This window comes from Bradyrhizobium sediminis, from assembly GCF_018736105.1.
Classification (GTDB): domain Bacteria; phylum Pseudomonadota; class Alphaproteobacteria; order Rhizobiales; family Xanthobacteraceae; genus Bradyrhizobium.
On sequence record NZ_CP076135.1, the window covers coordinates 2,068,022 to 2,090,342 of the forward strand.

19 protein-coding genes are annotated in these 22,321 nt (G+C 64.5%); 9 read left to right on the forward strand and 10 right to left on the reverse strand.

All coding sequences use genetic code 11. The annotated features are described in order from the left end of the window. Positions 1-12: 12 nt before the first annotated feature. Positions 13-3,336, reverse strand: a complete 3,324-nt coding sequence (locus tag KMZ68_RS09860) for an adenylate/guanylate cyclase domain-containing protein (protein WP_215615585.1) — start codon at positions 3,334-3,336, stop codon at positions 13-15. 501 nt (positions 3,337-3,837) lie between these two features. Between KMZ68_RS09860 and KMZ68_RS09865 the strand changes: the two genes are divergently transcribed. Beyond that, positions 3,838-5,082: an efflux RND transporter periplasmic adaptor subunit gene (locus KMZ68_RS09865; protein ID WP_215615586.1), complete on the forward strand. Its 1,245-nt coding sequence runs from the start codon at positions 3,838-3,840 to the stop codon at positions 5,080-5,082. A 163-nt stretch (positions 5,083-5,245) separates the two neighbouring features. Here the strand turns inward: KMZ68_RS09865 and KMZ68_RS09870 are convergent, their stop codons facing one another. The 3 genes from KMZ68_RS09870 to KMZ68_RS09880 form a co-directional block, all read right to left on the reverse strand. Beyond that, a complete protein-coding gene (locus KMZ68_RS09870; protein WP_215615587.1) occupies positions 5,246-6,664 on the reverse strand; it encodes a TolC family outer membrane protein in 1,419 nt (472 codons plus the stop codon). A 202-nt stretch (positions 6,665-6,866) separates the two neighbouring features. After that, positions 6,867-7,487 (reverse strand): glutathione S-transferase family protein, encoded by a 621-nt coding sequence (locus KMZ68_RS09875; protein WP_215615588.1) that lies wholly within the window; start codon positions 7,485-7,487, stop codon positions 6,867-6,869. Positions 7,488-7,514: 27 nt separating this feature from the next. Further along, positions 7,515-7,808: a DUF1330 domain-containing protein gene (locus KMZ68_RS09880; RefSeq protein ID WP_215615589.1), complete on the reverse strand. Its 294-nt coding sequence runs from the start codon at positions 7,806-7,808 to the stop codon at positions 7,515-7,517. Positions 7,809-7,933: 125 nt separating this feature from the next. Here KMZ68_RS09880 and KMZ68_RS09885 point away from each other — a divergent pair, with 125 nt between their 5' ends. Both KMZ68_RS09885 and KMZ68_RS09890 read left to right on the forward strand, forming a co-directional pair. After that, positions 7,934-8,812 (forward strand): LysR family transcriptional regulator, encoded by an 879-nt coding sequence (locus KMZ68_RS09885; RefSeq protein WP_215615590.1) that lies wholly within the window; start codon positions 7,934-7,936, stop codon positions 8,810-8,812. Between the two features lie 89 nt (positions 8,813-8,901). Continuing rightward, positions 8,902-10,764: an acetyl-CoA hydrolase/transferase C-terminal domain-containing protein gene (locus tag KMZ68_RS09890; protein WP_215615591.1), complete on the forward strand. Its 1,863-nt coding sequence runs from the start codon at positions 8,902-8,904 to the stop codon at positions 10,762-10,764. Positions 10,765-10,780: 16 nt separating this feature from the next. On the opposite strand, the gene KMZ68_RS09895 is transcribed toward KMZ68_RS09890, so the two are convergent. Next, positions 10,781-11,560: an enoyl-CoA hydratase gene (locus KMZ68_RS09895; protein WP_215615592.1), complete on the reverse strand. Its 780-nt coding sequence runs from the start codon at positions 11,558-11,560 to the stop codon at positions 10,781-10,783. A gap of 105 nt (positions 11,561-11,665) precedes the next feature. Continuing rightward, the gene (locus KMZ68_RS09900) at positions 11,666-12,310 is read right to left on the reverse strand and encodes a hypothetical protein (RefSeq protein WP_371741436.1); all 645 of its coding nucleotides are present in this window, start codon (positions 12,308-12,310) and stop codon (positions 11,666-11,668) included. Between the two features lie 358 nt (positions 12,311-12,668). On the opposite strand from KMZ68_RS09900, the gene KMZ68_RS09905 reads away from it, so the two are divergent. Both KMZ68_RS09905 and KMZ68_RS09910 read left to right on the forward strand, forming a co-directional pair. Next, positions 12,669-13,214, forward strand: coding sequence for a sigma-70 family RNA polymerase sigma factor (locus KMZ68_RS09905; RefSeq protein ID WP_215615593.1), 546 nt, complete (start codon positions 12,669-12,671; stop codon positions 13,212-13,214). Positions 13,215-13,216: 2 nt separating this feature from the next. Continuing rightward, the gene (locus KMZ68_RS09910) at positions 13,217-13,855 is read left to right on the forward strand and encodes an NrsF family protein (RefSeq protein WP_215615594.1); all 639 of its coding nucleotides are present in this window, start codon (positions 13,217-13,219) and stop codon (positions 13,853-13,855) included. Between the two features lie 34 nt (positions 13,856-13,889). On the opposite strand, the gene KMZ68_RS09915 is transcribed toward KMZ68_RS09910, so the two are convergent. Both KMZ68_RS09915 and KMZ68_RS09920 read right to left on the reverse strand, forming a co-directional pair. Next, on the reverse strand, positions 13,890-15,005 hold the full coding sequence (locus KMZ68_RS09915) for a DUF2336 domain-containing protein (RefSeq protein WP_215615595.1): 1,116 nt from the start codon (positions 15,003-15,005) through the stop codon (positions 13,890-13,892). A gap of 66 nt (positions 15,006-15,071) precedes the next feature. Further along, positions 15,072-16,220 (reverse strand): GGDEF domain-containing protein, encoded by a 1,149-nt coding sequence (locus KMZ68_RS09920; RefSeq protein WP_215615596.1) that lies wholly within the window; start codon positions 16,218-16,220, stop codon positions 15,072-15,074. 443 nt (positions 16,221-16,663) lie between these two features. On the opposite strand from KMZ68_RS09920, the gene KMZ68_RS09925 reads away from it, so the two are divergent. From KMZ68_RS09925 to KMZ68_RS09940, 4 genes are all read left to right on the forward strand, one after another. After that, positions 16,664-17,233 carry a sigma-70 family RNA polymerase sigma factor gene (locus KMZ68_RS09925; RefSeq protein WP_215615597.1) on the forward strand — a complete coding sequence of 190 codons (570 nt, stop codon included), beginning with the start codon at positions 16,664-16,666 and terminating at the stop codon, positions 17,231-17,233. Continuing rightward, positions 17,230-17,934 carry a hypothetical protein gene (locus tag KMZ68_RS09930; RefSeq protein WP_215615598.1) on the forward strand — a complete coding sequence of 235 codons (705 nt, stop codon included), beginning with the start codon at positions 17,230-17,232 and terminating at the stop codon, positions 17,932-17,934. The genes KMZ68_RS09925 and KMZ68_RS09930 overlap by 4 nt, the downstream gene beginning before the upstream one ends. Before the next feature lie 65 nt (positions 17,935-17,999). After that, positions 18,000-19,688, forward strand: coding sequence for a S8 family serine peptidase (locus KMZ68_RS09935; protein ID WP_215615599.1), 1,689 nt, complete (start codon positions 18,000-18,002; stop codon positions 19,686-19,688). A gap of 504 nt (positions 19,689-20,192) precedes the next feature. Continuing rightward, positions 20,193-20,654 (forward strand): TIGR03809 family protein, encoded by a 462-nt coding sequence (locus KMZ68_RS09940; protein WP_371741437.1) that lies wholly within the window; start codon positions 20,193-20,195, stop codon positions 20,652-20,654. Between the two features lie 21 nt (positions 20,655-20,675). Here KMZ68_RS09940 and KMZ68_RS09945 read toward each other — a convergent pair whose 3' ends face one another. Next, positions 20,676-21,755, reverse strand: a complete 1,080-nt coding sequence (locus tag KMZ68_RS09945; protein ID WP_215615601.1) for an HlyD family secretion protein — start codon at positions 21,753-21,755, stop codon at positions 20,676-20,678. Beyond that, positions 21,752-22,270: a MarR family winged helix-turn-helix transcriptional regulator gene (locus KMZ68_RS09950; RefSeq protein ID WP_215615602.1), complete on the reverse strand. Its 519-nt coding sequence runs from the start codon at positions 22,268-22,270 to the stop codon at positions 21,752-21,754. Before KMZ68_RS09950 ends, KMZ68_RS09945 begins: the two co-directional genes overlap by 4 nt. Between the last annotated feature and the right edge of the window lie 51 nt (positions 22,271-22,321).

A 22,321-nucleotide genomic window follows, 5' to 3' on the forward strand; every position in this document is an offset into this window, starting at 1 on the left:
CTCCTTTGCTTGCTAATCAAGAAATGGCAGTACGATCAGCCCCTGGGGATCAAGCCCGTGCCGGGCGCAGACGTCATGTGCCAGAGCGAAATACCGCTCGGCCTCCGGCATATCGCCTCGATCGAGGTTCAGCGTCGCGAGCCCATCATAGCATGGAAAGAGCTGTTGCGGCTCGCCTGTTTCCTGCGCCACCTCAATTGCCTCATGGTAGCAGCGGGCGGCCAGTTCCGGCTGGCAATGGCATTGATAAATTTGCCCCAACACAATCAACGGCACGGGGAGATGCTCGCGCTGATCCAGTGCGCGGTCGAGCTCGATCGCCTTTTCGGCGGCCGGCACGCCTTCGTCGGCACACCTGTCCGTGAAGGTGCAGCAGGCGACGGCGAGATTGGCAAGAAGCCGCGCCTGAAAGCCGAGATCGCCGATCCGGCGCGCCACGTCGAGGCCGCGCCGGCACACCTCGATGGCTCGCGCCGGATCGACCATGGTGTAGAGCACGCCAAGATTGGTGTAACCGCGGCAGGCTGCGCTGAGAAGGCCGGCGGCTTCGGCAACCGCGACGCTTCGCTCCACCTCGCATACGGCATCCCGGCTCCGTCCCAGCCGCGCCAGCGCAACCCCCTTGGTATTGAGAGCCTCTGCAGTGGCGCGAGCCGCCTCGAGTCCGGCTTGCTGATCTGTATCCGGCGGCACGGATTGAGCGTAGCCAAGCGCCTCGTCTGCCCATCTCGCAGCCGCGGCGTGATCGCCCATGCGAAACGCGAGATGGCCGCGCTCCTGCAAGAGGTGCGCCCACTCGATCGGCGCGTCGGTCCCTTCAAGCAGTGCAGCCGCCTCGGCATAATGCGCCTCCGCCTTGGTTCGTTTTCCGGCGTCCCACAGCAACCGGCCAAGCTTGCGAAGTATTCGCGCTGCGGCGGCGCGGTTTCCGGAAGCGCGGTGGGCCTCCAACACCGTCTGGTAATGTTCGTCGGCCGTGTTCCGGCGTCCGGCCGCCCGGCACAGATCGGCTATCCGCTCATACAGCACGAGCCGTTTCGGTCCCTGATCGCCGGCGGTCAACAACACGGCGAGCGCCTGCTGATAGAGACGGATGGCGTCGTCGTTGGCGTAAGTCGCGCGTGCCCGATCGCCGGCCGCGCTCAGGTAGCGGGCGCCCTTCGGCTTGCTCGCGCTGAGGCTGAAATGATGTCCCAGCAGTATGAGGTCTTCGAGCCGTTCGGGGGCATCTCCATACAACCGCTCCAGAGCGGCACCGATCCGCCCATGCATCTCGATGCGCCGCTGCAGAAGCAGGTTTTGGTAGATCACATCCTGCAGCATGGTTTGCGTGAAACGACAGGATTGCAGCGAAATCGAGTTCGCGCCCGAGATCTCCTCGATGATCTCGGCGTCGCACAGCAGTTCGAGCCCTGCCTCTACGTTCGCCGGGTCGGTCGCCGTGGCGCCGAGAAGGGCAGCATCGAAGCGCGGCCCGATGACGGCTGCCTCCTGCGCCAGCCTGCGTACCTCGTGTGGCAGCCGATCCACGCGCGCGAGCAACAACGCCTGAATGCTCGCCGGAATGTCGGCGGCCGCCTCATTGGACTTGATCTGCCAGTGCGAGCCGTCGCGTTCCAAAACGCCGGCTTCGATGAGGCCGCGTATGATTTCTTCCATGAACAGCGGATTCCCGCTCGCGCGTTCAAGAATTCGATTGAATAGATTGCCGGATAATTCGTTGCAACCGAGACCGAACAACGCCGCGAGCAGCTTTTGTCCGTCGGCGGCGCCGAGGGGCGCCAGCCGGAGTATGGTGTGGCTAATTCGACTTGAATCGAGTTGATCCATTTCAAGCATTGGCCGGTGCGTGAACAACAGCATCAGCCGTCGGCGCTCCAGCCGGTCCATCAGGAACCGCAGCGCCTCGAGCGACGCGGAATCGGCCCAGTGCAGGTCTTCGACGATGATCAGGAGGGGCGACAGGGCCAGGCGCCGTTCGAACACGGTGCGGATCGCGAAAAAGATCTGTCGCCGGAGTTGTTCCGGCTCGACATGCTGCAGGGCCACGTCGGGGTCGCCGAGACCGAGAACATGGAAGTAGAGCGGCATCAGGCGCTGGATCTCTTCGGCCGCCAGGCCAAGCTCCGACAGCGCTTCGGCCAGCTTGGCCTGCGCCTCTGCCGCCGAAGCCTTGTGCGCGATGCCGTAAGCACTGCGCAGCACCGCGGCAAGAGTACCGTAGGATTGCTCGCCCAGCGGCGAGCAGACCGCCCGCCGGATTGCCACGCCTGCGAAGCGGTCCTCATCACGGATGCGGGCAACGAATTCATCCACCAGGCGAGATTTTCCGATGCCGGCTTCGCCAACCAGGCGCACCAGTTGAGCAGTTCCGGCACACGCCTGATCGAGGCTCCCGATCATACGGGCAATCTCCGCGTCGCGCCCGATCAGCGGCGCGCTCAGGCCCAGTATTTCGAGTCCTCGTGCCGCACGCGGCGTGTCGAGCGGCCCCTTCAGACGATGGACCAGCACGCTGCCCATCTTGCCGCGGAGCGTGACGTCGCCGAGTGATTCATACGAGAATGCATGCCGGGTGAGGCGGTGGGTCAGCGGTCCCACCAGCACCTCGCCCGGAGGCGCCATCGACTGCAATCGTTGGGCGGTATTCACCGTATCGCCGGTCACGGAATAGGATTTGGTTGCCCCCGCACCGAGCCCGCCCGCAACCACGTGCCCGGTGTTGATGCCGATATGGAGCATGAGCGGCGAACCGGCGGATATCTGCGAACGTTCTCCGAGGTGCGCCGTCCGCTTGATCATGTCGAGGGCCGCGCGAACCGCCCGCTCGGGGTCGTCTTCGTGCGCCGCCGGCGCACCAAACAGCGCGAGCAGCGCATCGCCGATGAATTTGTCCACGAAGCCGCCAAAACTCTGCACCGCTGCCGTCAATTCCTCGAACAATTCGTTTTGAAGAGTCTGCATGACTTCCGGGTCGAGCCGCTCGCTCATGGTGGTAAAGCCACTGAGGTCCGCAAACAGCACGGTAATGGTCCGGCGGTTGGCTTCGGTGTCTGCCCTGTGGTGTCCTCGCTCGATCGCGGCAATCGGGTCCGGCATCGGCGCCGGTGGGTGGGCCCCAATCGGGACCGTCGTCGGAATCGTCGGTGACGACGGGTTCCGTTGGTTGCCGGCTCTAACGGCCTCGTCGACCTGGGCGCCGCATTTCGGGCAATACGTAAAATCCGGTGCGCACATATAGCCGCAGCCGGGGCACGCATTCGGTTGCTTCACCCCGCATTTCGGACAGAAGGCAAAGCCGCTCTGAACCTCGAAACCGCAACGGGAGCAGTTCATGGATCAATACCTCGCGGGAGCCGCGATGGCGCGATCTGATCCCGGACCTTATCGAACGGGTCCTGGATCCCGGACAAGAATGGGCTCGGAGTGCCGGAAGAGCAAGCGGCGGTTACTGCCTTGACCGCCGGTATGGACGACGGAGGGGCGGAAGATACACGCACAGCTCTGGCGCATCGCGCCGCGAGAACACGAAGGTTCGAGAACGCGAAGGTTTATGTGTCGCTGTCAGCCTATGGCCATGCCAGGCCGCCGCGCTCGACGGCCCGAAGAGGCCATCAATTACCTGATGGCGTTCGGCGCCATGATGGCCAAGGCGCGGCAGCCACCCGCCGCAATGGCCGGCCTAGGCCGGCCCGAGGAGCGGCGGCCGCCCCGAAAAAATAACGCCAAACCCGTCTGCCCATGGCTTTTTTTCGTTGTTTGCAACATTAATTGGGCACTATTAGCGTATCGATGAGGCAATCTCTGCTGGAATCATCGCTGGTTTGGTCAGGCCCGATGCTTAGAGAGTTTATCAAGCAATTGCAGATGCTTACCAGGCAACGGCTGGCCGTCGCCGCGGGCCTGCTGGCGCTGGCCGGCGGCGCTCTGTTTGGGTTGCTGCATATAACGGGGGCAAGCCAGGGCCATTCCGAAGTATCGAGCCAATCCCGCAAGGGCTCGCAGCGTTACGCCCTGACCCCGTCCGAATGGGCCGGCCTGACCATCCAGCCGGTTACCGAGCGCGCCTTCCGGGAAGAGCATGTCACCGAAGGCAAGATCGCGGTCGATGAGGACCGCTCGACGCCGGTGTTTTCACCCTATGCCGGGCGGGTCACTAAATTGCTGGCGCGGCCGGGCGACAGCGTCACCCAAGGGCAGCCGCTGTTCGTGATCGAGGCCGCCGACAACGTGCAGGCGCAGAACGATTTCATTGCGGCGATGACCGCGCTGAACAAGGCCAAGTCGGCGCTCGACCTTGCGCAGTTGCAGGACAAGCGCGCCAGGGATCTGTTCGAGGGCAAGGCTGTTCCGCTCAAGGACTATCAGCAGAGCCAGGCAACCCTGATCCAGGCGCAGAACGATCTGCGCTCGACGCAAACGGCGCTGGAAGCGGCGCGCAACAAGCTGCGGATCCTCGGCCTCTCGGACGAGGCGATCGCGGTCTTCCAGGAAAAAGGCCGCATCAATCCGGAAACCACGATCTATGCGCCGATCGCAGGCACCGTGGTCCAGCGCAAGATCGGCCCCGGCCAATACGTCAACGCCGGCGCCAGCGATCCGGTGTTCGTGATCGGCGATCTCTCCACCGTCTGGCTCACCGCCTTCGTGCGGGAGACCGAAGCGTCCTCGGTGTCGGTGGGGCAGGAACTGACCTTCAGCCTGCTGGCCTTGCCCGGTCGCAACCTGACCGGCCGCATCAATTACGTCGCGGCGGGGATCGATCCCGCCACCCGGCGGCTGCTGGTCCGCGCCACCGTCGACAACACCAGCGGGCAATTGAAGCCGGAAATGTTCGCCACCGTGACCCTCTATGCGCCTGGCGAGCAGCCCTCGGTCGGCGTGCCCAAGGTGGCCCTGATCTACGAGGGCGACCAGGCCCGGGTTTGGGTCGCGCATGAGGACAGGTCGATCGAGCTGCGCCAGATCAAGACCGGCCTCACCAATGGCGACATCGTCGAGGTCCACGGCAATCTGAGGCCCGGCGAACTGGTGGTGACTAAAGGCAGCCTGTTCATCGACCGCGCGGCCTCCGGCAGCTGATCCCAAGCATTTCGTATTTCTCGCGCCGCGCATGCGCCTATGGGCACATGCCCATATCTTCTGCCCACTCTGTTTGTGGTTGACCCGGTCTAGCCAACCGGGCTGAAGCCGCGATGAAATACCGACATGATCAGCGCGCGATTAACGAACAGAGGGACCAGCCCTACTGTCCTGACGGCGTGCGCAGGCCATGCCAGGCGTCGCGCACCTGATGATAGTGCACTTCAGGCAGATAGTCCGGTGTATTGAGCCCAAGCGTCTTGACGTCGAGCCTGCCGATCGCGCTGAGCAGGGTGTAGGAGGCGATCACGCGATCACGCTGCGCGCCGATCAGCCGGGCCTTCGCCGAAATCAGATCCTGCTGCGAATTCAGCACGTCGACCGTGGTGCGCTGGCCGCCTTGAGCTTCCTTCTGCACCCCCTGCAGTGCGACGGTCGCGGCGCGCACTTCGGACTCCGATGCCGTCACCGCGATCTTGGCGCCTTCATTGGCGACCCACGCGCCGACCGCCGCGGTGCGCGCCTGATTGCGGACCTGATCGAGCACCAGCCGGCTTTGCGCCGCCAGTTCCTTGGCCTGCCGGGTCTGCGATGCCCCCGTGCCGCCATCGTAGATCGGCGCGTTCATCTGGCCGAGGATGGAGGCCTGATCGGTCCCGAAGGTGCCCAGCGTCGGGTCTGCCTGGCTGCTGCGGCTGGCGCTGCCCTGCAGGGTGATGGTGGGCAGAAGGCTGCTCTCGGCGACGCGGATGGTGGTGAAGGCGACATCGACATCGAAACCGGCGGCGAGCACGGCGGGATGGCCCTTGAAGGCGAGGCTGGTGGCGTCGTCGCGGCTGCGCGGCAGATAACGGTCCACGGTTTCGGCCGGGCGCAATTCCGCCGGCGGATTGCCGATCACCTGGGTGTAGGTCGCCTGGCTGATGGCGAGGCCGACCTCGGCGGCGTTGAGATCCGCAAGGCCCCGGTTGAGCCGTGCTTCGGCCTGCGCGGTGTCGGTCGGCGTCACGTCGCCGGCGTTGAGGCGCTTCTGGGTGATGCTGAGGGTTTCCCGCAGGAAGGCGACGTTGGAGCGCTGCGCTGCGACCAGCGACTGATTGGCCAGCACGTTGGTGTAGGCGGTGACGGCGTCGAGCAGCACGCCCTGGCCGACATTGCGCAGCGCTTCGCGGCCGGACTGCACCTGCAATTCCGCCACCCGGACGCTGTTGGCGGTCTTGAATCCGTTGAACAGCGTCTGGGTCACCGTCACCCCGATGGTCCAGGGTTTCAGGGTCGCCGATTGAACCGTATTGTCCGGCAAGAGGTTGCGCACCGCCTGCAGGCCGCCGCTGAGGCTGGCGACGATTTGCGGCCGGTAACCCGCCAGCGCCTGCGGCACGTTCTCGTCGGTAGCCCGCTGTCGCGCCCGTTCGGCATTGAGCTGCGGATTGGACTGATAGGCCTTGGTCAAGGCCTCGGGGAGGGCTTCCCCCCAGGCCGCAGAAGCGGCAAATCCGGCCCAAGCCGCCACGCCAAGACAAATGCCCGATCGAAGCACGCGCCTTCCTACGTGGCCAACTCTAGCGGCACGCCCAACCATGTGATCCCGTTACAACCCCCCGGCCGTCCGCCCCCGCCGACGCCTTCGACACCCTTACCTGTTTAGAGCGCACGGACGCCACAGGCAAACTGCTGTGCGGGAAAACGGTGGACTTTCAACTCATTCCGGACAGGTGTTGCGCGAAGGACCTAACAACGACCTGATCCTGGGCAGATCAGGCAGGCTGCGGCGGCATTTGCGCTCAGGCGAGTTCCTCCGCGATAGCCCTCTTGACTTCCGGCCGCTCCGACACGCGGCGTCGGTGCTCGATGACTTTCGGAAATCGGGACGGATTCACGCCGTCCTGCTCCAGCCACTGCGCCAGGGTGAACAGGTAGGGATCGCAGATCGTGTAGGTTTCGCCCATCACCCAGGGCGCTCCCAGCAGCTTCTCCTCGATCAGCTGGTAACACGAGCCGACCGACTCCGGCACCTTGCGCTGCATCGCCTCGATCGCCGAGGGATCGTCGGCCCAGCGATGTCCGCGCATGCGGTGGGCATGGGCGACGTGCAGCGTCGAGCACAGATAGCAGTTGAAGGCCTGCACCTGTGCCAACAGAAAGGGATCCTCCAGCGGTGCCAGCCGCGCCGCGGGGAAGCTCTGGGCGATGAAGGCGAGGATTGCCGGCGTCTCCGTCAGAATACCCCTGTCGGTCACCAGGGCCGGCGCGCGGCCTTTGGGATTGATGGCGAGATATTCAGGCTTGCGCTGCTCTTCGGCGGTGAAGTCGATCCGCACCGTCGAGTATTCGGCAGCGGCGTCCTCGAGCGCGATATGGGAAGCCAGCGAACAGGTATGTGGGGCGTAAAACAGGGTCAACATATCGATCTCCCCTTCATCGGCGCGGCCTCACGCGGCAACGCCGTCGATGATGATGAAATCCGCGTCGGCATATTTCTGGCGGATCGCACGCGCGCTCTGGTATTCCGGGCTCTGGTAGCAGGCGATTGCCGTCGCACGGTCCCTGAATTCGACCACGACGTTTCGTTCGCGGGCACCGCCTTCCATCGCTTCGAACGCGCCGCCGCGCACGATGAATCTGGCGCCGAATTTCTGGAACGCCGGACCCGCCGCCGCCAGGTATTCGGGATAGCGCTGCTCGTCGCGGACCGAGACCCGCACGATCCAATAGGCCTTCGACATGGTCGTTCTCCTCCGGTGTCTGGCTGCGACGGCAGAACCGTCGCGGCCGTGTCGTGCTCTTTACGCAGGACGTTCAATCCAATAAAATGAATAATTGTGATATTTTCGATCTCCAGGTGAGATGAATGGACCTTTCGGACCTGCAGATATTCAGCACCGTCGTGCGCGAAGGCAGCGTGACGCGGGCGGCGGAACGGCTGCATCGCGTGCAGTCCAACGTCACGACCCGCATTCGCCAGCTCGAGGAGGATCTGGCCGTCGCATTGTTCATTCGCGAGGGCAAGCGGCTTCACCTCGCGCCGGCCGGTCAGGTGCTGCTCGATTACGCCGAGCGTCTGCTCGCGCTGGCCGACGAGGCGCGCGGCGCCGTTCGCGATGCGAAACCGCGCGGCACGTTCCGGATCGGCTCGATGGAGAGCACGGCGGCCGTCAGGCTGCCGGGACTGTTGACCGAATACCACCGGCGCCATCCCGGGGTGGTGCTGGAATTGCGCACCGGCAATCCGCTGGTTCTCGGCGCTGCGATCCTGGCGGGCGACCTCGACGCGGCGCTCGTTGCCGAGCCAATCGCGGACGCGCCATTCGAGAAGACCTTCGCCTTCGACGAGGAACTGGTGATCGTGGCGCCCGCCGATCATCCGCCGATCCGCAGCAAGGGCGATCTGCCGCGGACCGTGCTGGTGTTCGAGCACGGATGCCCGCACCGGAAGCGGCTCGAGGACTGGTATGCAAACCGTCAGCAGATGCCGGAGCGCACCATCGAGCTGGCGTCGTATCACGCCATCCTGGGATGCGTCGTCGCGGGCATGGGGATATCGCTGCTTCCGAAGAGCGTTCTGACCACGTTTCCGGAGCGAAAGCGTTTGAGCGTGCATCCTTTGCCGCGAAAGGAAAACTGCGCACAGACCGTGCTGATCTGGCGCAAGGGAGCGGGTTCGGCGAACGTCAGGGCCATGGAGGAAATTCTGCGGGACGGCTCGCGCCCTCAGCAAAATTCCAGATAGCGGCCCCGAAGTATACTAACTTCCAAGCGGGCGCGATTCCCGGAGCCTCGCCGGCCATTCCGGCTCGCATTGGTCAAGACGGAATATGGATGCCGAAGACATTCACCGACCCCGATGATATCGCGGAGCAGATTATCCGCGAGGTCGGCAGCAACCTCGTCGTCGGCTTGCCGCTCGGGCTCGGCAAGGCCAATCACATCATCAATGCGCTCTATGCCCGCGCCGCCGCCGACCGTGCGATCAGCCTGACGATCTTCACCGCGCTGACATTGGAGAAGCCGAAGCCGAAGAACCTGCTGGAGCAGCGCTTCATTGCGCCCGTCATCGATCGCCTGTTCGGCGGCTATCCCGATCTCGCCTATGCCGATGCGCTGCATGCGGATGCGCTGCCGTCCAACATAAAGGTGTTCGAGTTCTTCTTTCTGGCGGGAAAATGGCTGCATGTGCCGCTGGCGCAGCAGCATTATATTTCCGCCAATTACACCCACGCGTCGTCCTATCTGCTGGCGCGCGGGCTCAACGTCGTCATGCAACTGGTGGCAAAGCGCATCGTCGACGGCGAGACGCGCTACAGCCTGAGCTGCAATACCGATACCTCGCTGGATCTGCTGCGCGCCCGCGCCGAGGGCCGCGCATCGTTCAAGGTGTTCGGGCAGGTCAATTCCGAACTGCCGTTCATGCCGGGCGCGGGCGATTTGCCGGCCGGGGAATTCGATGCGGTGCTGGACAGTCCGGAGACCGACTTTCCGCTGTTCGCCCCGCCGTCGGAGCCGATCAACGACATCAAATACGCCATCGGGCTGCATACCGCGGGCCTCGTGCGCGACGGCGGCAGCCTGCAGATCGGAATCGGCCAGATCGGCGACGCGCTGGCGCAAGGGCTGATCCTGCGCCACCGCGGCAGCTCGCAGTATCGCGAGATCATGACGCGTCTGGCGCCTGGAGCGGAGCAGCTTGCGGCGCTGGAAACCGGATCGTTCGAAAAGGGGCTCTATGGCGTCAGCGAAATGCTGACCGAGGCGTTTATCGGCCTGCTCGAGGCCGGCATTATCAAGCGCGAGGTCGACGGCGTGACCCTGCACGGCGCGTTCTTTCTCGGGCCGAAGGCATTTTATCGCGCGTTGCGGGAGATGACGCCGGATCAGGCCGCCCGGATCCAGATGGTGCCGGTGTCCTTCACCAACGAGCTCTATGGCGATGAGGCCGGCAAGCGGCGCGCCCGCGTCGACGCCCGCTTCGTCAACAATGCGATGATGGCGACCCTGATGGGATCGGCCGTTTCCGACGGGCTCGAAAACGGACAGGTGGTCAGCGGCGTCGGCGGCCAGTATAACTTCGTGGCGCAGGCGTTCGCGCTTGCCGGCGCGCGCGCCATCCTCACGTTGGAGGCGACGCGGCAGGGCAAGCTCAAGACCCATTCGAATGTCCGCTGGAGCTATGGCCATTTGACCATTCCGCGGCACCTGCGCGATGTCGTCGTCACCGAATACGGTATCGCCGATCTCAGGGGAAAATCCGACGCCGATGTCATCGCCGCGATGCTAGCGGTGGCGGACTCCCGCTTTCAGCCCGAACTCGTGCGGCAAGCCAGGGATGCCGGCAAGCTGCCGAAGAATTTCGAGATTCCTTCCGCTCATCGCGAGAATTTTCCGGAGCGCATCAAGACCGCTTTGAAGCCAGCGCGCGAGGCGGGCCTGCTGCCGACGTTTCCGTTCGGCAGCGACTTCACCGACGCCGAGCAGCGGCTGATTCCGGCGCTCCAGATCCTGCGACAGGCGCAGCGCTCGCCGCTGCAATTGCCCGGACTGTTGTGGCAGGGGTTGACCAGGCATCCCGATGCCGCCGACCGTGAATGCCTGGCGCGGCTCGGCCTTGATCGGCCGGCAAGTATGACCGAACGCGGCTATCGCGCGCTGGTCAGCGCGGCGCTGGCGCGGAGCAGGGCGGGATAGGGACTCGCCGCGACCGTCAGCGATTCTTGTTCACGGGCTTGCGCTTCTCGATGAACGCCGCCATGCCTTCGGAGCGGTCCTCCAGCGCGAAGGTCGCGTGAAACAGGTTGCGCTCGACGTTCATGCCTTCCGACAGCGGTGTCTCGAAGGCGCGGTTGATGGCTTCCTTGGCCATGGCCGCCGCCGGACGCGACATCGCGGCGATCTTTTCCGCCGCCGCCAGTGCTTCCGCCATCAATTTGTCTGCGGGCACGACGCGGCTGACCAGGCCCGAGCGTTCCGCCTCGGCGGCATCCATCATCCGGCCGGTGAGGCAGAGGTCCATCGCCTTGGATTTGCCGACCGCGCGCGTCAGCCGCTGCGTTCCGCCGATGCCGGGAATGGTGCCGAGCGTGATCTCCGGCTGACCGAATTTGGCGGTGTCCGCGGCGATGATGATGTCGCACATCATCGCCAGTTCGCAGCCGCCGCCAAGCGCATAGCCGCTGACGGCGGCAATCGTCGGCTTGCGGCAATTGGCGACGCGGTCGCCGCCGACGGCGGCGAAATCGCTGGAAAACATGTCGATGAAGGTCTTCGGCTGCATTTCCTTGATGTCGGCGCCCGCGGCGAAGGCCTTTTCGCTGCCGGTCAGCACGATGCATCCGATTCCGTCGTCGGCCTCGAGATCGTCGACCGCGGCGGCGATCTCCCTGAACACGCCGAATGACAGCGCGTTGAGCATCTTCGGGCGGTTCAGCGTGATGATGCCGACCGCGCCTTTGCTTTCGACGATGATGTGTTCGAACTTGCTCATGGTTACCCCGTGCTTGATTTCGCCGGCAATGTGCCCGCTGGCGGGGTGCGCTTCAAGTGGGGTGATGTCCGCGTCCCGGGCGCGGTACAGCGCCGAGGCGCTGCGTCACGCCATGAACATGCGCGCGGCGGAGGCCATCGTCAGCAGCGCGCCGAAGCCGATGAAGATCTTCCCGATCAGCGAGGTGCGGTCCCAGGTGGAGTCCTCCTTGCTGCTGGCTATGGCGAGCGGTGCGGCCGGCGGCTCGGCCGAGGCCAGCGCCAGGGCTGGTGCGGGCGGCCTGCTCTCCTGCAATGCGCGGTCGAGGTCGTTGAGCTGATCGGCTGAGACCACCTGGCTGTCGGCCGGCTTGTCCGCGGCAGCCTGCAGGATCGTGGTGGCTTTTGCGGACATCGCCCTGGCGCTGTCGGCCGGCGCCTCGGTGGATGCCAATTGGGCATTGGCGTTGGCAACCGAAGGCGGGATCTTGGCCGGGCTGCCGACGCTGTTGTCGGCGTCGTCGGTCGCCTTCTTGCTCGCGGAGGATTTCAGTGCGGTCCTGCTGGGTTTCCGCTGCGCATATTTCTTCCAGGAGCGCGCGCTGCGTCTGGCCTGTTTGCCGTTCGCAGCAGTCGCCGCCTTGGCGCTTTCGGATTTTGAACTTGCGGTCGCCTTGTCAGCGTCCGGCGCCGCCTGCGACGGCATCGCGAAACACACGAACAGCCCAGTAACGAGGATCAACGCCGAGCGCCCGCTGGCTTTGATGATCATCTGGTAATCTCCCCATATGCCCGCCCCCAACGAGCGAAATGAGACCCTGGGGCGTGTCCGCAGCGGGGCAAAAAAAGGGAATCTTCGGGCTAGACCGGGCGAAAGCAGGGCAACGGCGGTTCAGTCGGGTGCGCAGCACGCCGGCATTGAGGCATGAAACGTCATGCCATCGGGGCGGCGGATGCGAGCGGAACCGATCGGTGTTATGAGCCTGCGGGGTGCGGAATTCGCGGTCGCGATTCCCGGAAAGCGAGGGGCGGACTCCGGCCGCCGCCAAAGCCTTGATCACGATTTCGTGATCTTGGCTTTGCGGCGTAACAAATTGAAAGATCGACCGAATTGCAATGTAGGAGCGCGCGTGCGCGAACGTGAGGACGAGTGGACCGGCCTGATGCGGTCGGCCATTGCAGGTGATAATGCGGCGTATCATCGCCTGCTGAAGGCCGTCACGCCGGTGCTTCGGGCCGCGGCGCGCCGCGGTCTGTCGCGGGCAGGTCAACCGGTCGATCAATCCGAGGACATCGTGCAGGACATTCTATTGGCGGTGCATCTGAAGCGGCATACCTGGGACGCCGACGCCCCGTTCGCGCCATGGCTGTTTGCGATCGCCCGCAACAAGCTGATCGATGCGCTGCGCCGCCGCGGCCGGCGGGTTTTCGTCAACATCGACGACTTCGCCGAGTCGCTTCCCGGCGAGCCGGCTGCGGAGACCGCTCCGGCGAGCGAGGTCGCTGCCCAGCTCCGGTCGCTGCCGGCGCGTCAGCGCGACGTGCTGCAGTCGATTGCGGTCGAGAGCGCCTCGATCAAGGACACGGCGAAGAAATTGGCGATGAGCGAGGGCGCGGTGCGAGTGGCGCTGCATCGCGGACTTGCCAGCCTCACCGCCAAACTACGGGGACAATGAGAATGGAGACCGAACAGCTCATTCGTACCCTCGCCGCCGACAACGCGTATCGCGCGCGGCCGGTCGGGTGGGTGCTGGCGCTGGCGCTGCTGGCGGCGGCGCCGGTTTCGGTGGCGATGTTCGTCGCCGAGCTTGGCGTCAGGCCGGATGTCATGACCGCGATGCGCAATCCGTTCTTCGACTTGAAGTTTGCGGTGACGCTGGCGCTGGCGATCTCGGCCATCGCCATCAGCCTGCATCTGTCGCGGCCGGAAGCCTCGCTGCAGGGCTGGGGATGGCTGCTGCTGATCCCGGCCGGACTTCTCGTCGCCGGGATCGCAAGCGAGATGATGATGCCGCAGCGGCTGCCGATGATGACGCGGCTGGTCGGCCGCAATTCGATGGTCTGTCTGACGGCCATTCCGCTGCTTTCGCTGCCGTTGCTGGCCGCGGCGCTGATCGGCTTGCGTCATGGCGCGCCGGCACGCCCCGCGGTCGCCGGCGCGATCGCAGGCCTGTTGTCGGCGGGCTTGGCGGCGACGCTCTATGCCGCACACTGCATCGACGATTCCCCGCTGTTCGTGGCGACCTGGTACACGATCGCCACCGCCCTGGTCACTGCGATCGGCGCGCTGGCGGGATCGCGGGTGCTGCGGTTCTAGGAGGCCCGGCGTCCGCCGGGACGACAGCGAATGTCTATGCCGCCGGCGACGGCGCCGTGTTTTGCTGCATGCGATGGAAGCGCAGCACCTGCTGCGCGGTCGAAGGCCGCAACCGCTCATAGGTGGCCTTGCAGGCCTGAAGGTCGGCCGGTTCCATCCCCGAGAGGTCGTCGCGCATGTTGATGATCGCCCTGACCGTCGACCACGACAAACCCCCGACCTTGGCGAGGATCATCACGCCCTCGGCGCGGGTTTCCAGCATCATGTTCTCAGCGATCGAAACCGGAACGTTGGCGAGCGCCGCGATCGCCGCGTTGGTTTCGTCGAATTTGCCGGCCTCGGCAAACGCCGCCACCTGGATTTCGTCGAGTCGGCCGTCCGCGTAGAGCGACTTGACCAGCGCGTGGGCGATCTCGGTTTGCCGGGTGATCGCGACCGGCGCCGCACGTGCGCGCCGCGTCGCTTCCCGCACTGCGGTCGGCACTTCCCCGGCCTGCCGCGGGTGGGCGGCTTCGAGGCGCTCGCGCACCGTCGCCGACGCCTTGGCGATCAGCTTCAGGTAGAGATGCCGCGGAATCGTCGGGCGCATGCCGAGGCAGGTCGCGAGGCTGTCGTCGCCCTCGGCGCGATGCACCAGCCGGGTGAAGCCCCGCTCGGAGAATTCAGCGCCGGGATTGTTGACGGTACTGTGGATCACCTCGTCATTGCCGCGCAGTACCAGCACGTCGGTTACCGCGCCGCTCAGCACCCGTCGTATCGAAATCGCCAGCAAGTGCGCCTGGCTCTTGTTGCGCGCGGTCTCGATCAGCGTTTCGTCGTCGAGGCGCTCCGATCTCGACAGCACCGGAGCCGCGACTTCGATGATGTCGTCGAACGCCAGCGCGCGAATGGTGCCGGTCGGGGCGGTGTCGATAGGCGCGAGGCGATTGGCGAGCAGCGCTCTTGCGGAGGTCTCGATGTGTTCCATCAGGCACTGGAAGACGTCGTCGAACAGTCCGATCTGTTCGTCCGAATAATCCACCGCGCCGTTGATGAAGAGATCGGTTACCTTTCGCAGCGTCTCGACCCGGCGTGCGACGGTTCCATGCGCGAGCGTAGTTTGCAGTTCGTCGAGCAGACTTTCGGTATTGGCGGCGGACTTCGAACTCATGACTCTATCCTGGAGCGTATTTGTAATATGGTGACGGTTTCTCCGTCCCCTGGAAGGTATTCGAGATCAGGCACTGGCGATGCGGTTGCGTCCCCGCGACTTGGCCAGGTAAAGCGCGCTGTCGGCGCGCGCGAGAATGGCGTCTGGCGTCTCATTCGGCTTCAGCGTCGCGACGCCGGCGGAGATAGTCACCCGCATGCCGGGCGAGAACGCGCTCCAGTCGAGGTCGGCGATGATCGCGCGCAGCCGGTCGAGGATTTGAGCCGCACTGTCATCGGGCGTATCAGGAAGCACCAGCAGGAACTCCTCACCGCCATAGCGGCCGAACTTGTCGATGGCGCGGAGGTTCGCGAACACGGTGATGGCGAATGTCCTGAGCACTTCGTCACCGGTAGGATGACCATAGGCATCGTTGATGCGCTTGAACCAGTCGAGATCGATCAGGGCGATCGAGCAGGGCGCTTTGCTGCGATGGGCGCGGGCGACCTCCTCATCCAGTACCCGCATGATGCAACGGCGGTTGAACGAGCCGGTCAGCTCGTCGAGTTCGGCGAGTTCCTCGATGCGCTTGTTGGCTGCCTTGAGCTCGACACCGCGATTGTAGAGCATCATCCGCATCGAGCTGCCGTAGAGGCCCACGAACGCGCACTGTCCGATCGTGAGGACGAAGGCGAGCATCGCGGCCAGGCGTTCGACGGGAGTTGAAACAGGCATTCCGATCGGAACGCTGGTAAGCAGAAAAATTGGAGCCACACCCAATGTCGTAAGGGTCCAGGCAATGGCTGCCTGCCGCGAGGTCATCCGCAGCGCGCCAAATCCGAAGATGAGAAAAAGTACGCTCAGAAACGCATATCCGATCTCGGGCGCTGCCACCAGGAATCCAAGCTGCAGCGCGACGTTGCAGGCGATCTGGGAGATCGTGAGATAGTGGTCCTCAAACCTGTCGTTGAAGTGGGCTTCCGACAGCACGGCAAAAATGCCCGTCAGGGTCAGGCCGCACAGGAAATAGCTGGATGGAACGATGATCGGGACCGTACCCGCGTAGGAATAGATCAGCAGGACGAGGCCGCCGAGCGAATAACTCACGGCCTGCGCCACGAACATCTGACGGCGCTGGCCGGCACGGCGTCTCAACGCGTCCGGTGTCAGCGTGCCGGCGAGTGTACCCGTCCCGGCAGTGCTCTGGCCTTGAAGCGATGAAGCTGCGCTGCTCATGTCCCGCCAAGTGGAGTGAAGTTGGCGAAATCTTAGGGAGCAAGCCTTTAGGTTTGGTATCTTTCGGGGCGGAACCCAGTGGTCCCGATGGGTCGCTATTGTCCTTGTTCTGCAATGGAAATTGGCTGGATCCGGGTAGGATATCCCAGTCGCTCGAATCGACCGGGAACCGGATGGCGCAGGCGCGGTACGCTGATGCTGCTTTGCCGGCAAAGCCTTGCTAGGGTCACCGATGAATGGTCGCCGGGACGAAGAGAGAATTTCGGTATTATGACACCACCTTTCTGGTTTCGTTCGCCTTGCTGCGTGCGATCGTTGCGCGGCTGTGGTCTTCTGTGGGGTAGGTCACAGTTGAAGTCGCGGACTTGCGACAATTTGAAGAATCTTGCCTTTCCCATCGAACCACCCGCCAACCCAATCCGACCAACCTTGCGAGACGGCCATTGAGTGCGACACAGGCGGCTTCGGACAATGTCCTGATCGCTCGGATCGCTCAAGGCGACCGGCTCGCCATGCAGGTGCTGTACGGAAGGCACCATGTCAGGGTGTTCCGATTCGGGCTCCGGCTCGTTCGGGACGAACAGGTTGCTGAGGACCTCATCAGCGAGGTGTTCCTCGATGTGTGGCGCCAGGCCGGCAAGTTCGAAGGCCGATCCGCCGTTTCCACCTGGCTGCTGGCAATTACGCGATTCAAGGCCCTGTCTGCGCTGCGGCGCAGGAAGGACGGTGAACTGGATGACGAGGCCGCCAACGCGATCGAGGATACGTCCGACGATCCCGAAGTGGCGGTGCAGAAGAAGGATACCAGTGAAGCGTTGCGCAAGTGCCTCACCGCACTGTCGTCGGAGCATCGGGAGATCGTCGATCTCGTCTACTACCACGAGAAATCCGTGGAAGAGGTCGCTGAAATCGTCGGGATACCCGAGAACACCGTGAAGACGCGCTTGTTTTATGCGCGCAAGAAACTGGCCGATCTGCTGAAGGCAGCCGGCATAGAACGAGGTTGGCCATGATGGCATTGAGCAAGCAAATGCTGGATCAAGAGCCCAGCGAGATCGAGATGCTGTTGCCATGGCATGCGGCCGGCACCCTGAACGTGCGCGATTCCCGCCGCGTCGATGAAGCGCTCGCGCGCGACCTCGCGCTCGCCCGGCAATATGCCGCGATCCGGGAAGAATACGCTGAAACCATTTCCCTCAACGAGAGCCTCGGCGCGCCGTCAGCGCGTGCCATGCAGAAGCTGTTCGCCGCGATCGACGGCGAGCCGGCGCGCACCCCGTCGGTGTCGCTCAATATTTCGGCGCGGATCGCGGAATTCTTCGCGAGCCTGTCGCCGCGGACACTGGCCTGGTCGACGAGCCTGGGCGCGCTGGCGCTGCTGCTGCAGGCCGGCGTGATCGGCGCCGTGCTGGTGAAGAACCAGACGTCCTCGTTCCAGACGGCGTCGTTGAGCACCAACGCGCCCGTCACCCGCGATCTGGCGGCGCCGGCCCCGCCGCCGCCGCGTGCGCTGGTGCGGTTTGCGCCCGACGCGCGTATCGCCGACATCACCGCGCTGCTCGACAGCTATCAGGCCTCGATCGTCGACGGCGCCAAGGGCGGACTGTTCCGGCTGCAATTCGGCAACAGTGCGATGGGCAAAGAGGAAGCTGCCGCGCTGTTGAGCCGGTTGCAGCGCGAGAAGATTGTCAGTCTCGCGGTGGCTGCGCCATAGGCGGCAGTATCCGCGATACTGCGTAAACCCGAGGCCTCATGGTCCACGATCGTGCGAATTGGCTGATGAAGGTGCGGCGTGCGGCGTTGGTGTTGAGCGCCGCCGCGTTGTTGTTTGCGTACTCCGATATCGCGGCGGTCCACGCGCAAAGTGTCATGCGCACGCCCAACCTCAACATTCAACCGCGGATACCGGCGATCAATCCGACGGTGACGCCGCGGATCGATCCTAATGTCGCGGGCAGGGTGGTGACAGGAGTCGACAGAGGGCGACCCGATGTCACGATGAGGGCGACGCCGCGCATCGGGGTGACATCGACGCTTCCCAACGCTCGCTATTCGCCGAATCTTTCGTCGGCCTGCAGCTACGCCTATCGCGCCAGCAGCGGCGAATGTCAGGACAAGCCGGTCTCGTCGTCCGATGGCGGCGGTGCCGGCAAATCCGTCAAGAACGGCAAGAACGGCGGCGTGAGCCGCAATACACCGCTGGCAGCGCTCAGCCCGGGCGCGATCCCGGGCGAATTCGTGGCCGAGATCGACGGCTCGCTGTCCGACGCGCAGGCCGATGCGCTGGCGCGGCGGTACGGCCTGGTGCGCGTCGAATCGCAGAATTTTCCGCTGATAGGCGCGACCATCGGCCTGTTCCGCATCACCGACCGCCGCCCGGTGGAGAAGGTACGTAGCGCTTTCGCAGGCGCCGCCGGCGTTCGCTCGGTGCAGCTGAACTTCCGCTTTCTGCTGCAGGACCAGAAGACGGTATTGAGCGAGGGCGATCCGGCGCAATATGCGCTGGCAAAACTTCGATTGCCGCAGGCCCATGCGCTGGCCAGCGGCGCCAATGTCACCATCGCTGTGATCGATTCCGGAATCGACGAAAGACACCCGGAACTCATGAACGCCGTTGCGGACAATTTCGACGCGCTCGGCAGCAAGGAAGGCCCGCATGTCCATGGCACCGGTATCGCCGGCGCGATCGTGTCGCATGCGCGGCTGATGGGAAGCGCCCCGCAGGCGAGGATCTTGGGCATCCGCGCCTTCGGCGTGGCGCAGAACGGCGCCGAAAGCACGACCTTCGTGATCCTGAAGGCGCTCAACTACGCCGCCCTGCACGGGGCGCAGATCATCAATATGAGCTTCGCCGGTCCAAAGGATCCGTTGATCGAGCGCGGTATCAACGCCACGGCTGCGAGGGACATCGTCATGGTCGCGGCCTCCGGCAACGCCGGGCCGAAATCGCCGCCGCTGTTTCCGGCAGCCAACGGCAATGTGATTGCGGTCAGCGCCACCGACGCCCAGGACAAACTATTCGCTGCATCGAACCGCGGCGGCCACATCGCGGTCGCCGCACCCGGCGTCGATATCTTCCTGCCGGCGCCGGACGAAAAATACCAGATGAGCTCCGGCACCTCGTTTTCCGCCGCCTATGTCAGCGGCCTTGTGGCCCTGATGCTGGAACGCAATCCTGCATTGAAGCCGGGCGAAGTGCGCGCCATCCTGATCGGGACTGCCCGGGATATCGGCAGTCCCGGCCGCGACGATCAATTTGGCGCCGGCGAAGCCGATGCCTTCGCCGCGGTCTCGGCTGCCGGCGCCGCACCGGCGGTTCCGGTCGCAGCGGCTTCGCCCCCGCCTGCGACCGAGAAAGTTTCAGACCCGCAGCAGGTTCCCGCGACACGTGCGCTGAATCAGCCGGCAGCCGCCATGGCATCGGAAAAATCGGACGTCGGCGAGCCCAATCGCCCTGCCGCGCAATAGATTCCCCGTCCAAGAACCGTCGGTAAGAAAGTTAAAAAAATCGCGCGGCGGTTTGAACGTCCGGCGACCCTGCTGCGACTTATGTATGTGGGAGCGGTTATCCCTCCCCATCGAGGCTGTATTCGGCGCGAGCGCCCATCCACCCCAAGCGCCCATATGGCTTGACCCGTCCGGTTGTCCCCCCGGACGGGTCTTTCGTTTCTGGCGCCGTCTCTTGCGGGCTCTATCCGGGAAGCTTTCAGCCCGGTGAAATCAGTGGATAGATGCGGGCGCTCCTGTGGCAGCTGAACCCGCAGCCCGGCTATGCCCGAAGGCGTCTTGACTGCGGACAGGGCGGAAAACCCCGCACTAGTACGGTTTTCTGCAGCCGCTTGCGGCCAAATAAGGTCTCTCGCTAGACTTCGTTAAGGTTTTCCACAAAATATCTCTGTCACGTTCGGCTGATTCGGTTTCGTTGCGTCCGCGTCCGTTTTTCTCCTTACGGGCTGGCTCATGACACATCGAGTGGACGTGGCAGATGGCCGCGACATCGTCGCGCGCTGGTGCAATCTCGCCGAACAGCGGCTGGAATACCTGACCGAGCTGTTCGAGACCGGCCGCTGGCGCCGCTACCACAGCGAACTGGCGTTCCTCGAAAATATCCAGGAGGCCAAGACAGCGGTCGAAACCTGGCGCAGCCTGTCGGCGCGCGAGGCGTCATTCGACAATTCCGCCATCGATATGTCCTGGCTCGGCCGCAGAGTGCCGCCGCCGCGCCGCGAGACGGTGCGTGATCAGGCCGCTTCGCCGCAGCCGCTGAAAATCCTGGACGAGCCGCCGCTGTCCGCTGTTCCGGCTCTCGTGGAAGGCGATGTGGTTTGTGCCGAAGACGCGCCATCCGTGGTGGCGATGCAGAATGCTCCGGAGCCGACGCTGGATATCGCCGCGATCGAGCAGCGCTATCCGCTGCTCCGCAATGCGCTATAGGGCGCCGGGCGGATAAGCCCGCTATTCCGTCTTGGTCGTCTCCTGCGGATCGGGGCGCGCTGCAACCGCAGCGCCGCTGCCAAAGATGCTGGAGAGCTTGCGTGTGCGCTTCGTGTCGATGCTGACATAGGCGGTCATGCCGGCGCGCAGCGGCGGCTCGCCCGGCCGCTCCATCAACCGCAGCCGCACCGGCAGGCGTTGCACCACCTTCACCCAGTTGCCCGAGGCATTCTGCGCCGGCAGGATCGCGAACTCGGCGCCGGTCGCCGGACTGATGCTTTCCACTTCGGCATCCCAGGTCATGTCGGGGTGCATGTCGAGGACGACCTTTGCCTTCTGCCCGACGGCCACGTGGGTCAGGTCGGTTTCCTTGAAGTTGGCTTCGAGCCAGGGCCGGCGGTCGGTGACGAGCGCGAACAGCGGCGACTGCGCCTTGACCTGCTCGCCGAGCTGAAGCCTGAAATTGACGACCACGCCGGCGCGCGGAGCCTTGATCTCCGTATAGGCGAGATCCAGGGCCGCGCGATCGCGCAGCGCCTGCTTTTCGCGGACCGCCGCATATTGGTCGGTCGGCCTGTCCGGCTTTCCGCCGAGCGCCGCCTCCACACGGGCGATGCGCTGCTGCAGTACCGCGAGGCGGTCCTGCCCCTCCTGTTCCTCGCTGTTGGCCTGCTCGACTCTGGCCGTCGAAGTGACGCCGCGGCCGGACAGATCGCGATGACGTTTGGCCTGGGTCTGAAGATACGACAATTTGTTCTCGGCCTCGGTGGCCTCGGCCCGAATCTCGCGCAGGCTCACCTTGAGTTGCTCGACGGCGGCGCGCGCAGAATCGATCTCGGCTTCGGCCTTCGCCAGCGCGAGCTGGTAGGCCGAGGGATCGAGACGCAGCAGCACGTCGCCTGCTTCGACGACCGCATGGTCCCGAACGCGCACGTCGATAATCCGGCCGGGCACTTCGCTCGCGACCTGGGTGATGTCGGCCTTGACGTAGGCGTTCTCGGTCGAGGCGTATCGGCCACCCTGCAGCCAGGCGATCAGGGCGCCGAGAAGGACGAGTACCGGCACGCCCACCAGTGCCCAAGGTCGCAGGCGCTTCATCATGGCGCGGCCTTCCCATTGTGACCGCGCCCGGCACGCGGCATGGGTTTCCGGCCGGCAGCCGGGGCCCTCCCGGTCGGGGCGCCATCCACTGCAGTAACCAGGGTTTTCTTGACGCGCTGCAGCAACGTCATCAGCTGCTTGCTCTCGCGCGTGGAAAGGTCGGCGAGGGCGTCCTCGACCGTCGCCTCGGCGACGCGCCAGATCCGCTTGTGCACCCGCTCGGCTTCCGGCGTGAGGAAGACCCGCTTGACGCGTCGGTCGTCACGCTGGTTCCGGCGCGCAACCCAGCCATTGGCCACCAGCCGGTCGATCATGCGGCCCGCCGTCGCCTTTTCCACTTCCATCATCTCGGCAAGCTCGGAAAGCGACGCGCCCGGATGCCGGTGCAGACGGGTCAGCACCAGCCATTGCCCGCGGGTGATCCCGAGCCGGCGCACGCGGCGATCGAACTCCGTCCGCAGCAGGCGGGCGACGTCCGAGATCACGACACCAATGTATTCGTCGGTGTTCGGCATCCGGCAATTGTAGCCGCCGGCGAATTAGTAAGCTAGGCTATTTAATTGGTA

Bases quoted from the DNA above. Each gene is read 5' to 3' on its own strand.
- KMZ68_RS09920 (WP_215615596.1), bottom strand. From the start codon at position 16,220: ATGAGCAGCGCAGCTTCATCGCTTCAAGGCCAGAGCACTGCCGGGACG.
- KMZ68_RS09860 (WP_215615585.1), bottom strand. From the start codon at position 3,336: ATGAACTGCTCCCGTTGCGGTTTCGAGGTTCAGAGCGGCTTTGCCTTC.
- KMZ68_RS09865 (WP_215615586.1), top strand. From the start codon at position 3,838: ATGCTTAGAGAGTTTATCAAGCAATTGCAGATGCTTACCAGGCAACGG.
- KMZ68_RS09880 (WP_215615589.1), bottom strand. From the start codon at position 7,808: ATGTCGAAGGCCTATTGGATCGTGCGGGTCTCGGTCCGCGACGAGCAG.
- KMZ68_RS09885 (WP_215615590.1), top strand. From the start codon at position 7,934: ATGGACCTTTCGGACCTGCAGATATTCAGCACCGTCGTGCGCGAAGGC.
- KMZ68_RS09875 (WP_215615588.1), bottom strand. From the start codon at position 7,487: ATGTTGACCCTGTTTTACGCCCCACATACCTGTTCGCTGGCTTCCCAT.
- KMZ68_RS09890 (WP_215615591.1), top strand. From the start codon at position 8,902: ATGCCGAAGACATTCACCGACCCCGATGATATCGCGGAGCAGATTATC.
- KMZ68_RS09930 (WP_215615598.1), top strand. From the start codon at position 17,230: ATGATGGCATTGAGCAAGCAAATGCTGGATCAAGAGCCCAGCGAGATC.
- KMZ68_RS09870 (WP_215615587.1), bottom strand. From the start codon at position 6,664: ATGGTTGGGCGTGCCGCTAGAGTTGGCCACGTAGGAAGGCGCGTGCTT.
- KMZ68_RS09910 (WP_215615594.1), top strand. From the start codon at position 13,217: ATGGAGACCGAACAGCTCATTCGTACCCTCGCCGCCGACAACGCGTAT.
- KMZ68_RS09915 (WP_215615595.1), bottom strand. From the start codon at position 15,005: ATGAGTTCGAAGTCCGCCGCCAATACCGAAAGTCTGCTCGACGAACTG.
- KMZ68_RS09945 (WP_215615601.1), bottom strand. From the start codon at position 21,755: ATGATGAAGCGCCTGCGACCTTGGGCACTGGTGGGCGTGCCGGTACTC.
- KMZ68_RS09935 (WP_215615599.1), top strand. From the start codon at position 18,000: ATGAAGGTGCGGCGTGCGGCGTTGGTGTTGAGCGCCGCCGCGTTGTTG.
- KMZ68_RS09900 (WP_371741436.1), bottom strand. From the start codon at position 12,310: ATGATCATCAAAGCCAGCGGGCGCTCGGCGTTGATCCTCGTTACTGGG.
- KMZ68_RS09895 (WP_215615592.1), bottom strand. From the start codon at position 11,560: ATGAGCAAGTTCGAACACATCATCGTCGAAAGCAAAGGCGCGGTCGGC.
- KMZ68_RS09950 (WP_215615602.1), bottom strand. From the start codon at position 22,270: ATGCCGAACACCGACGAATACATTGGTGTCGTGATCTCGGACGTCGCC.